The sequence below is a fragment of the Alteromonas sp. ABM1_013 genome (assembly GCF_056160505.1).
The window spans coordinates 652861-665321 of record NZ_JBSWXH010000001.1 but is presented as its reverse complement, the minus strand read 5'-3'; the positions used below and the strand labels follow the sequence as shown (position 1 = coordinate 665321).

Here is a 12461-nt window from a genome sequence, read left to right as displayed (position 1 = left end):
GTTTCCAAAAAAAGCGGCAATTCGATGCCGCTTTATCAATACATTCTGCCGAAAAAAATTGAAAACTCTAATGACTGGCTTTTCTACGCCGACTGATAAAGTGTTTTTGGCACTTTAAATCTTGTACATAGTAATGGTAAGGCTAATTAGCGATTAAATTGGTTTAAAGGCTATATTGATACGCTCAACTTTTGGTTGTAGATAAACAACTTTCTCATCAATGATGATTGCCACAGGTGTTTCATTTAAAAAGATAGTAGGTACGCCATTTCGTTTCCATCTAGGTACACGCCATACTTTAAACCACTCTTTCAATAGCTTTGATACATTGGCGCCTTCAGGTTTCATTCGCAAATTACGCGCATTGGTTTGCAAAGAGACTGTATCGTTATTTTCTTCTTTCGTTACTGTTACCCTCACCTGCCCGTGTAACCAAGGAAGAGAATTGTACTGGTCTAACACTAACGCAACACGCTCTGGAATCTCGCACGTATCATTAACAACCCAGTAAAGGTCGTGGTCAAAACGTATAACCCTGCCCCACTTAAAGTTTACTTCAGGGGTAGCATCATGTTTCGCCCCCAGCATAGCAAGTACTTGGTCTGTCTGCGCTTTTGAAGGTGCAAGCTGCCCCTGCGCTTTAAACCAAGCGCGAATTACCATAGCCTGCCAAGGGATAGACAATGCAGCAAGCTTTTGTCCATCTAACCTGATATCAGCACGTTTACAGTCTTCAAAGTATTGCTGTGCAGATTCGCTGACTAGCTCACTTTGCTCTGCACAAAGCTCAGCGCTTCGCCCCACTGTCTTAGTTAACTGGGGCCACCGCTCAAGTAAATGAGGTATTATCTCGTTTCTCAAGAAATTCCTGTCAAAGCTGTTTTGCTGGTTAGATTCATCCTCGACCCACTGCAACATTTCCTCTTCGGCATAAGCGATAATGTCGCTTTTCTCAAGAGCTAGCATAGGTCGCATTATTAACGTATCGCCGCGGTACTGCACTTCGCCCATACCCGCTAATCCCTGAGGGCCAGCACCGCGTTTGAGCTGAAGCAATACAGTTTCAAGCTGATCTTCGGCATGTTGCCCCAAAAGCAGTACACCGCCAATTTGTTCGCACACTTCTAATAGTGCGCTGTATCGAACTTTACGCGCCTCAGCTTCTAAGCTCTTTCTAGAGCTGGTATCAACGGCAACACGATATTGATGAAACTCAACATCTTCAAGACGGCACTGCAGTTCACAGTGGCGGGCCCAGTCATCCGCATTTTCACTTAAACCGTGATGTACATGTACAGCATGTATCGGGCTATCAAACTGCTCCCTATACGCGACGACGGCTTGAAGCAGTACGGTGGAGTCCACACCACCGCTGTAAGCAACGACGAGTGGCGTTTGAAGTGGTCGCTTTACATTAGTCAGTGACGTGGCTATGCGGTTAACGATATGTTCAATAGTGGGGGATTGTAGAGGGGTCACAGACCAGTAATACCTTATTGTTTCAACTTTATGTTTTATTAGGGTTCAGCTTTGTATCTGCTAATTACTTGCTTTCTAATAACGCAAAAGGGTTGGTTACCAATGGTAAACAACCCCCTTGAACTAATCTGAATCGACATGCACTAAGCGAAGACTTAATAGACGTTTACAACAAGCATTTTTGCTAATCGTACACCGCTTCGCATCAAAACGTGACTATTCGCAGTTTTAGAACTCGTAGCCCTAACTAGAATTAGCAATACCCGAACGACATTAAACGCTCGTAGCGTTCTTCCATTAGCTTTGTTTTATCAAGCTCTTTAAGTTGATTAAGCTGCTGCTTAATAACGGCCTTCAAATTAGCCGCCATGCCATTGTGATCGCGATGCGCACCGCCTAATGGCTCTTCAACAATGCTGTTAATTAGACCCAGTTCTTTAATTTGTGGCGCACTTACACCCATGGCTTCAGCAGCTAATGGTGCTTTTTCTGCACTTTTCCACAAAATAGACGCACAACCTTCCGGTGAAATAACCGAGTAGGTAGAATATTGAAGCATATTAACGCGGTCGCCAACACCAATAGCTAATGCACCACCTGAACCACCTTCACCAATTACGGTACACACGATTGGAACAGTAAGCTCAGCCATTTCGAATAAATTTTTCGCGATTGCTTCACTTTGGCCGCGCTCTTCAGCGCCCACACCTGGGTATGCCCCTGGCGTGTCGATGAAGGTAATAATAGGCATGTTAAAGCGCTCAGCCATCTTCATAAGACGTAATGCTTTACGGTAGCCTTCAGGTTTAGGCATACCGAAGTTACGCTTAATTTTTTCGTTTGTGTCACGGCCTTTTTGATGACCTATAATCATCACAGGCTGGTCATCTAGCATTGCTGGGCCACCAACAATCGCTTTATCGTCTGCAAACGCGCGGTCGCCAGCAAGCTCGTCGAATTCTGTAAAAATACGAGGAATGTAATCTAGCGTGTATGGACGCATTGGGTGACGTGCAAGTTGAGAAACTTGCCATGCGCCAAGATCAGAAAAGATCTTTTTAGTTAGCTCCGCGCTTTTGCCGCGAAGCTTATTGATTTCTTCTTCAATACCAACGTCAAACTCGCCACCTTGATTCACCAACCTAAGCTCTTCAATTTTTGCTTCTAGTTCGGCTATTGGCTGTTCAAAGTCCAAAAACTGTATACTCATTTCATGTCCTATTCGTACTACGCTCGTCTATGCAAACGCGAGATGTCCAATCTATCGAACTCTTAACCCTAATGGTAGAGAATTGAAACGGCTTTGTCTCCCAAACATTGCTTGAGATCGTGTAAAAGTTGGTCTTCAGGGGTAACGTACCATCTTGCGCCACACGCCAAGGTTACTTCAGCGTCTGGATGAGTTACCGCTAACTTAACAGGACAACTTCCACCGTTAAATGCCTGCAGGATAGATTGCATCTGACTCATTTTTTTCGGTTCAAGCAACTGGGTATCAATATTAAGTGCCAGCGCTCTCGCGTTTTTCTCTCGTGCCTGAACAATGTCCATTACATCACGGGCGGTGATTGTATTGCCCCCAGAGAAATCATCAAAGCTGACCTGTCCCTTTATAAGCAATATTCTGTCAGTTTCTAACACACTTTCGAACTGTTCGTACATATCGGGGAAGAAACGTACGTCTATTCTGGCACTCTTATCATCCAGTGTCACTATTGCCCAACGACGACCCCGTTTGTTAGTCATAACACGCACGCCAAGTACCAATCCTACTGCACTGGCCATTTGGTCTTTGTTCGTTGGTTTTAGATCTACTAAACGTCCATCTGTGTAATAACGCAGTTCTTCCGCATACTGATTGATGGGGTGGCCGGTTAAATACAAACCTAGGGTATCTTTTTCACCTTCTAGCCATACTTTTTCGGGCCATTCAGGCACGTCAGCAAACGCTTGCTTCACGTCTTCTGGCTCGGTAGTCAGTAACCCGAACATATCAGATTGACCAAACGACTCGGCTTTTGCGTGCTGCCCAGCGGCGGCAAGGGCTTCAGGTAAGCTCGCCATAAGACTAGCGCGATGCGGACCTAAGTTATCCATTGCACCCGCTAACACTAGCTTTTCAAGTACCCGTTTGTTTACGCGCTTAATGTCTATCTTGGCGCAGAAATCAAAAAGATCTTTAAATGCACCCTGGGTTTCCCGCGCTTCAATAATCGCTTCAATCGGGCCTTCACCTACCCCTTTAATTGCACCGATACCATAAACAATGCGACCTTCGCTATCGACGGTAAACTTATACTTACCTGCGTTCAAATCTGGTGGCAGTATTTCAATGCCCATGCGCTCACATTCATCGACAAGCGTTACGATTTTATCGGTGTTGTCCATATCCGCCGACATTACCGCAGCCATGAATTCCGCTGGATAATGTACTTTCAGCCAAAGGGTTTGGTAAGACACCAAGGCATAGGCTGCCGAGTGAGATTTGTTAAAGCCGTAGCCTGCGAACTTTTCCACCAAATCGAAGATTTTCATCGCCAGGTCTGGGTCAATATTATTGCCCTTCGCACCCTCAGCAAAGGTACCGCGCTGCTTCGCCATTTCTTCAGGCTTTTTCTTACCCATAGCACGACGAAGCAAGTCAGCGCCGCCCAGTGAGTAGCCCGCCATTTCCTGGGCTATCTGCATTACCTGTTCCTGATACAAGATAATGCCATAGGTAGGCTCTAGAATTTCTTTCAAGCACTCGTGCTGATATTCGGCATCGGGGTAGGAAATTTCTTCACGTCCGTGCTTACGATCAATAAAGTTATCTACCATGCCTGATTGCAACGGGCCCGGACGGAACAGGGCCACCAGTGCGATAATATCTTCGAAGCAGTCAGGTTTAAGGCGCTTAATTAGCTCTTTCATACCCCGAGATTCCAGCTGAAATACAGCAGTTGTCTCGGCGTTTTGAAGGGTTCTGAAACTCTTAGGATCTTCAAGAGGAATAGCGCTGATATCGACATCAACGTTCTTCCCTTCCTTGATCATATCTATCGCCCACTGAATGATCGTCAGCGTACGAAGACCTAGGAAGTCAAATTTTACAAGCCCAGCGGTTTCAACGTCGTTTTTGTCAAACTGGGTTACCGGGTTATTTCCTTCGTCGTCACAATACAAAGGCGAGAAATCAGTAATAGTGGTTGGCGCAATAACAACACCACCGGCGTGTTTACCCGCGTTTCGGGTGACCCCTTCAAGAATACGCGCCATATCGATAAGGTCTTTCACTTCCTCATCGCTTTCATAAACTTCTGGCAGCTGAGGTTCGGCTTTAAACGCCTTTTCTAACGTCATGCCAGGGTCAGGTGGTATTAGCTTTGAAATTCTGTCTACAAAACCGTAGGGGTGACCAAGTACTCGACCCACATCACGTACTACCGCTTTTGCCGCCATAGTTCCGAAGGTAATGATCTGAGATACCGCTTGTCGCCCGTAGAGCTCTGCAACGTGATCAATTACCTCATCTCGTCTATCCATGCAGAAGTCGACGTCGAAGTCGGGCATAGATACACGCTCTGGGTTCAAGAAACGTTCGAATAGCAAGTCGAATTCTAGCGGGTCTAGGTCGGTAATTTTTAAGGCATAGGCCACTAATGAGCCCGCACCTGAACCACGCCCTGGCCCTACCGGAATTCCGTTATCTTTACTCCACTGGATAAACTCCATAACGATAAGGAAATAGCCCGGGAACCCCATTTGATTGATAACTTCAAGCTCAATGCGAAGTCGGTCATCGTACTCTGGGCGTTTTGCCTTGCGCACTTCTTCATCAGGGAATAGAAATTCTAGACGTTCTTCCAAGCCTTCCTCAGACACCTTAACCAAGAAGTCTTCGGTGGTCATACCGCCGGTTGGAAACTGTGGCAAGAAATATTCATTTAGCCGGACAGTAACGTTACAGCGCTTGGCAATTTCAACCGTATTTTCTATGGCTTCTGGAATATCGCTAAATAGCTCGACCATTTCCTCTGCTGTGCGCAGATATTGCTGGTCGCTGTAGCGCTTAGGGCGACGGTTATCATCTAAGGTATAGCCATCGTGAATACACACTCGAATTTCGTGCGCGTCGAAACCCTCTCGGTCAATAAAGCATACTTCATTAGTGGCAACCACGGGTAAACCGCGCTGCTCAGCAAGCTCTACGGCATGGTGTAAATAATCTTCTTCGCCTTGTCTACCGGTTCTAATCAGCTCTAAATAAAAACGGTCGGGAAAATGGGTTTGATAAAACTCAAGCGCATCTTCAAGAAGCTTGGCGTTATTTTTCATTAAACCTACGCCGATATCGCCGTGCTGTGCGCCCGATAAAACAATAACGCCTTCGCTATGCTCTGCTAACCATGCTTGATCAATGACTGCGCGGTGCGCCAAGTGTCCGCGAAGGTAAGCCTTGGAGATAAGAATAGTAATATTCTTATACCCTTCGTTGTTCATTGCAATGAGGGTAAGTCTGAAAGGTTCATCGCCAAAAGCTTCATTAGTCACCCAAAAATCGGTGCCAATTATGGGCTTGATACCTAAATTATGTGCCTCCGAATAGAATTTTACCAAGCCACACATATTCATTTGATCTGTGATTGCCACGGCAGGCATGCCAAGCGCGGCCACTTTACCTAAAATAGGCTTAACCTTATTCAGGCCGTCCATCATCGAAAAGTCGCTGTGAACACGTAAATGAATAAATGGCGATGACATGATGTTATTTCTCTTCGAGTAGCGCTTTTACGGGTTTAAAACTTTTGCGATAGCAATCTAAGATGCCATATTCGGCGATAGCTTCAAAATGTGCTTTTGTAGGGTAACCTTTGTGCCCGGCAAAGTTATATTGTGGGTAGGCCTCATGCAACGAAATCATATCGTTATCTCGCTCTACTTTGGCAATGATTGATGCTGCTGAAATTTCAGCGTGTAGGCTGTCACCTTTCACTACCGCTTCAGAGTCAAAATTCCAAGCTGGGACGCGGTTGCCGTCTACACGCACAAAGTCAGGTTTTACAGGTAAACCTTCTACTGCGCGTATCATAGCGAGCATGGTAGCGTGCAGTATATTAAGCTTGTCTATTTCTTCAGGGCTTGCTCTACCGATATTCCAGTAAAGCGCCTTCTCACGAATCTCTTGCGCGAGGGCTACACGTTTCTTTTCACTCAACTTTTTAGAGTCGGTTAGTCCTTCAATGGGGTTTTCTGGGTCTAGTATAACCGCAGCAGTAACCACATCTCCAACTAAAGGGCCACGCCCTACTTCATCAACACCGGCAATTAACTTATGCAAACAATTCCTCCACGACAGCTTTTGCTGCTGTTTTATCAGCATTGCATTTTAGCGTATGGTGGAGATCGGTGAAACGGGAAATAAGCGCTGAATTATCACTTTCGAAGAAGTTAAGTAGCTGATTGCTCATATTCTCTGCGTTTACCTCTTCTTGGAGTAACTCAGGAATAATTGCCTCGTTAGCCAAGAGGTTTGGCAACGTAAAGTAAGGCGCTTTGTACAAGCGCTGCATGATTTTGTAGGTAAGCGGCGCGAGTAAATAAGCAGCTACCATTGGGCGCTTACACAACATAGCTTCTAACGTCGCTGTACCTGATGCGAGCAAGATAACATCGCTTGCTATCATAGCATCACGAGAAGTGCCTTGAGTGACCTGAATGGGTAAGCGTGCTTCAGCATTATCAGCTTCAAGCAAGAGTGCTTTAATTTGCGCAAGGCGATGCTCATTTGCCGCAGGGATAAGAAATTGAATGTCGCTGCGTTTAGCATGAATTGCTTCTATGGTCTTCAGAAACACGGGAAGCAACGTATCCACTTCGCCTCTTCTTGAGCCGGGTAGTACAGCCAATATGGGAGCATTGCTATCTACACCTAATGCCTGCCTTGCCGCATTTTGGTCGGGCTCAATGGCTATAGCGTCAGCCATGGTATGCCCCACAAACGTATAGGGAACGTTATATTTGTCGTATACCTGTTGCTCGAAAGGAAATAAGCCCAATACGCGATTAGCCGCTTTCGCTATTTTATGGATGCGCTTTTCACGCCACGCCCACACGGTAGGGCTAACATAGTGCATAGTTTTAATGCCGCGAGCTTTAAGGGCTTTTTCTACGCGAAGATTAAAATCAGGTGCATCAATGCCTACAAAAATATCTGGCGGGTTTTGCTCAAAGTGAGTAAGAAGCTGCTTTTTAACTTTCAAGATGGCAGGAAGGTGAGATAGGACTTCAACAAGCCCCATAACCGACAAGGTTTCCATATCAAAGAGACTGTGGAAACCTGCGTTTATCATGTTTGGACCGCCAATACCTTCAATAATTGCATCAGGATATTGGCGTTTTAGCTCTGCGACCATTCCGGCGGCAAGGATGTCACCAGAGGGCTCTCCGGCAACCATGCCGATACGAATTGGTTTAGACATAATTAGCGAATAATGCCTCGCTTGGAGTCTTGTAAGAATTGAACCATTAGCGCCACACCATCAAACTTTTGTGCTGGTTCAGCAAGCTTGTCCACTGCTTCGTCAATAGTATTACCTTCACGATAAATCGCTTTATAGGCGCGCTTGATTTCAAGCACTTCTTCTTTTGAGAAACCACGGCGTTTCAAGCCTTCAGAGTTGATCCCCTGAGGAATATTCTTCTGACCACTCACCATAACAAAAGGCGGGACGTCGCGCAGAATAATACCTCCTGCCCCTAAAAATGCATGAGCGCCGATTTTACAGAACTGATGAATGCCTGTAGCGCCGCCAATAATAACGAAATCATCAATATGAACATGGCCGGCCACAGCCACATTGTTGGCAATTATGATGTCATCGCCAAGAACGCAGTCGTGGGCAACGTGTGCATTAGCCATAAATAGACCACGAGAACCGATAATCGTTATGCCGTTGTCTTGGACTGTGCCACGATGAACGGTAACCCCTTCTCTAAACTCGTTATCATCGCCGATAACAAGTTCAGTAGGTTCGCCAGCATATTTTTTATCTTGGCAGTCTTCACCAATTGAAGAAAACTGATAAAACTTGTTGTTTTTACCGATACGCGTCGGGCCGCGTACCACCACATGTGATTTCAGAATACAGCCGTCGCCTATGGTGACGTTGTCGTCTACCACACAAAATGGACCTATGGTGACATTTTCACCAATCGTTGCACTTTCTGAAATTACCGCAGTAGGATGGATCACGTTACGCTATCTCTCTCATCGCACACATAAACTCTGCACTACAAGCAATATCGCCATCGACACTTGCAGTACCTTTAAATTTCCAAATCCCTCTGCGCTCTTTTACCAGAGCAACATCAAACTCAAGCTTATCACCCGGAACAACTGGACGTTTAAAGCGTGCGTTATCAATCCCTGCATACAAGTATAACTTATCATTGTTGCCCATGGTCTTAAAACCTAAAACACCGGCAGCTTGCGCCATGGCTTCTAGAATTAAAACACCCGGAAAAATTGGCTGTCCAGGGAAATGCCCCATGAAACATGGCTCATTGATCGTAATATTTTTGTAAGCCTTTACAGACTCACCCAGAACATAATCAGTAACACGATCAACAAGTAGGAAAGGATATCTGTGTGGTAGCAGTTCCAATATTTCCTGGATTTCGATGGTATTTAGTGAATTGGCCAAAAACTTTCTCCTGTATACAAGCATGACCTTTAGCTATTTCATACCAATACAGATGATACATTGGTACTTGGGTCAAACTCGCCGTAAAAACTAAAAACGGCGGCAACCATACGCTGTTAAGCGCGAAAAACAAATCAGACCAACACCTTTAGAGGGGTTGGTCTGACAAATTTTATAACTGACCAGCGCCTGCTGAACTTTGATGAACAGCGAAGGCCGACAGGTCTTAAGTTAATTAGTTAGTTTTGCTTACTTGCTGAAGTACCTGCTCAGATAAGTCGTGCTCTTCTTTAGCAAAAGCAACTGCACCCGCATTAAGTACTAAGTCGTAACCTTGCTTTGATGCAACAGAGTCGATAGCTTGCTTGATAAGGCCAAGCAGTTTGTTACGCTCTTCGTTGCTACGACGCTGAATGTTTTGTTGTAAAGGCTGACCTTTCTTAGATAGCTCTTCACGAACTGACAAGATTTTTTGTTCTAGTTCTTTCTTCTCGGTATCGCTCATTGTAGCTGCATCACGCTGAAGACGCTCTGCGTAGAACTGACCGTCACGCTGCAGTTGATTCACTTCTTCAAGCTGGTCTTTAAACTCAGCTTGAATAGCATTTTGAATCTCAGCCGCTTGAGGCATCGCTTGAAAAATACCTTGCACGTCAACAACAGCCACTTTCTGTTCTGCCATTACAGATGTACTTACTAAAGCGCTACCCAACATTGCTCCTGCAACGATATGTTTAACCAACTGTTTCAAAGGGAACTCCTTTTGTGAATCTTATTATAGAGCGCGATTAAAACGCGCTCGTTTTAATGTCTTAGAAAGTTTGACCAATATTGAAAGTGAAGAATCTAGCATCATCACCATCACGTTGCTGTATCGCTTTCGAGAAGCTAAATACCATCGGCCCCATTGGTGAAATCCACTGGACCGATATACCTGCCGAACTACGATACAGACTCCAGTCAGAATAGTCCAATAGCTCACCATTTTGAGTAGATGCTATATCAAACTGACGGTAGTAGTCATAATCAAACTCAGTATCCCATACGTTACCCACATCCACAAACAAACTTGTGCGAACAGAGTTATCCATTTCTTCTTCAACAAACGGCGTAGGCACGATTAGCTCAATACCACCGAGTGCCATAGCGTTACCACCTAGGCTTCGCGTCGACCAAGAAAGTGCAGCGTCAGCTGGGTCCGCCGGGAATACTTCCCCATCAGGACCAGAAATGGTGCCAGTGTTACCGAGGAAAATACCTCGAGGACCAACCGTATTATTCTCAAATCCACGCAGTGAATCTGAACCACCTGCGGTAAAGTTCTCAGTGAACGGCAATATTTGTTCGTTGCCATCGATATCACCGTAACCGTTACCGTATCCGAGACGAATTCGTGTTAGGAACGACCAGCGTTGATCACGTGATAATGGGAAATACCATTTACCATCGAATACAGTTTTAAAGTAGTTAACGTCTGAGTTTGGCGTAGTAATGCTAAAGGATGCACGTTGAGACGAGCCCGCCGTAGGGAATAGACCACGGTTTAGCGTGCTTCTACTCCAGCTTACGCTTGCTAGATAGCTATCGTATTTAATAGCCGCATCCGGATCTTCGCCATTGGTAAACTGGTTATAGAACTGCTCTGTTTGCTCATAATAACCACGGTTAAATAGCTCTACATTGCTATAGGTTAAACCGAAGTTGATACGATTAAACTCGTTAATTGGGTAACCAATGTTCGCACCAATTGACCAACGTTTAGAGTTGTACTGGATTACATTAAAGTCAGAGCCGTCGAACTCGCTATAACCAATGCTTCCACCCAAGCTGATACCATCAATAGTAAAGTAAGGGTCGTTATAGGTGATTTGCGCACTGCGCTGATACGAAACCGTACTTAGGTTAAGACCAACGCGTTTACCTGTACCCAAGAAATTATCTTGTTGGATACCCGCCTGTAAGCTTAACTTGGTTCTGTCACCGTAACCGATACCTGCGTTAAACGAGCCCGAAGGCTGCTCTTTAACATTATAGTTAACATCAACCTTATCTTCAGAGCCTGGAATACGTACAGTTTCAAACTCTACTTCTTCCATGTAGGTAAGACGAGAAAGCTGATTTTTTGAAGACTCTAGCAAATTATTAGACAACCAGGTGCCTTCCATCTGACTTACGTTTTGACGAAGTACACTGTCGGCGGTTACCACGTTACCGTTAAACTTAATACGGTTAACGTAAATACGCTTACCCGGGTCTACAGATAGCGTCAGCTTAACCGTTTTATCTTCGTCATTAATTTCAGGTACTGTGGTTACCGTTGGATAAGCATAGCCGAAGCGACCTAGATATTTACTAATAAACTCTTCTGTGTAGGTGACTTCCGCTTGGTTGTATAGCTCGCCTTCTGTTAGCGGCAGTACGCGCTCGATGTATTCTTCATGGCCAAGTACATCACCTACGAGTTCTACTTCAGAAATGGTGTATTGCTCACCTTCTGATACGTTCATAGCAATGTAGATACCGGACTTTTCAGGGGTCATCGACACTTGAGTAGAGTCAACGTTAAATCGTAGGTAACCACGATTTAAATAGTGGTTACGCAAGGTTTCCATGTCACCTTGTAACGTTTGTTGCTGATAGCGAGTCTCTGATAGAAAGTCCCACCAAGGCGTATCGTATTGTAGCTCAAACGCTTCCATCAGCTCTTCGTCTGAGAAGATTTCGTTACCTACAATATTAATTTGCTCGATTTCAGCGGCATCGCCTTCTTCAAAAAGTAGCTTCAAATCGACACGGTTACGCGGTAACGGCGTAATAATAGCCGTTACGTCAGCATTGTACTTACCTATGCTGTAAAAGAAGTCTTTAAGGCCATTCTCAATAGAGGTTAGTACGGTCTTATCAAGTGGCTCACCGATGCGAACACCATTGCCATCCAAACTTTCTTGAAGCTGCTCATCTTTAATATCGTCATTGCCGTCAAAAATAATATTACTGATGGTTGGACGCTCCGCCACACGAACCACAAGGGTGTTGCCGTCGCGAAGAATTTCTACATTTTCAAAGTGAGTTGAAGAGTAAAGCGAGCGAATAAGCTGCGTTACCCTGAATGTATTAAGCTCGTCGCCAACTTGAACGGGCAAGTAGGTTAAGGCTGCACCAAGTGCAACACGTTGCAAACCCTCTACGCGAATGTCTTCAACAACAAATTCACTGTCTTGCGCCGCAGCATTGGCAAAGCTAGCACTGGAAAAAATGGCTCCGGCTGCTACTAACTGTTTTAACTTCATCTATTTT

At 45.1% G+C, this 12461-nt stretch carries 9 protein-coding genes; all 9 read right to left on the bottom strand.

All coding sequences use genetic code 11. The features are described 5' to 3' along the window. Window positions 1-153: 153 nt before the first annotated feature. Window positions 154-1479: a tRNA lysidine(34) synthetase TilS gene (gene tilS, locus ACXAGK_RS02840; protein WP_474853968.1), complete on the bottom strand. Its 1326-nt coding sequence runs from the start codon at window positions 1477-1479 to the stop codon at window positions 154-156. A gap of 253 nt (window positions 1480-1732) precedes the next feature. Further along, window positions 1733-2689: an acetyl-CoA carboxylase carboxyl transferase subunit alpha gene (accA, locus tag ACXAGK_RS02835; protein ID WP_012517579.1), complete on the bottom strand. Its 957-nt coding sequence runs from the start codon at window positions 2687-2689 to the stop codon at window positions 1733-1735. Window positions 2690-2757: 68 nt separating this feature from the next. Next, a complete protein-coding gene (dnaE, locus tag ACXAGK_RS02830; protein ID WP_474853966.1) occupies window positions 2758-6222 on the bottom strand; it encodes a DNA polymerase III subunit alpha in 3465 nt (1154 codons plus the stop codon). A 4-nt stretch (window positions 6223-6226) separates the two neighbouring features. Beyond that, window positions 6227-6799: a ribonuclease HII gene (gene rnhB, locus ACXAGK_RS02825; protein WP_474830434.1), complete on the bottom strand. Its 573-nt coding sequence runs from the start codon at window positions 6797-6799 to the stop codon at window positions 6227-6229. Next, on the bottom strand, window positions 6792-7940 hold the full coding sequence (gene lpxB, locus ACXAGK_RS02820; protein ID WP_474853964.1) for a lipid-A-disaccharide synthase: 1149 nt from the start codon (window positions 7938-7940) through the stop codon (window positions 6792-6794). Before lpxB ends, rnhB begins: the two co-directional genes overlap by 8 nt. A 2-nt stretch (window positions 7941-7942) precedes the next feature. Next, window positions 7943-8713 carry an acyl-ACP--UDP-N-acetylglucosamine O-acyltransferase gene (gene lpxA, locus ACXAGK_RS02815; protein WP_269915916.1) on the bottom strand — a complete coding sequence of 257 codons (771 nt, stop codon included), beginning with the start codon at window positions 8711-8713 and terminating at the stop codon, window positions 7943-7945. Window position 8714: 1 nt separating this feature from the next. Then, entirely contained in the window at window positions 8715-9164 is a 450-nt protein-coding gene (gene fabZ / locus ACXAGK_RS02810; RefSeq protein WP_118490056.1) for a 3-hydroxyacyl-ACP dehydratase FabZ, read from the bottom strand. Between the two features lie 235 nt (window positions 9165-9399). Beyond that, window positions 9400-9915: an OmpH family outer membrane protein gene (locus tag ACXAGK_RS02805; RefSeq protein ID WP_474808322.1), complete on the bottom strand. Its 516-nt coding sequence runs from the start codon at window positions 9913-9915 to the stop codon at window positions 9400-9402. 61 nt (window positions 9916-9976) lie between these two features. Continuing rightward, on the bottom strand, window positions 9977-12454 hold the full coding sequence (gene bamA / locus ACXAGK_RS02800) for an outer membrane protein assembly factor BamA (protein WP_474808324.1): 2478 nt from the start codon (window positions 12452-12454) through the stop codon (window positions 9977-9979). Between the last annotated feature and the right edge of the window lie 7 nt (window positions 12455-12461).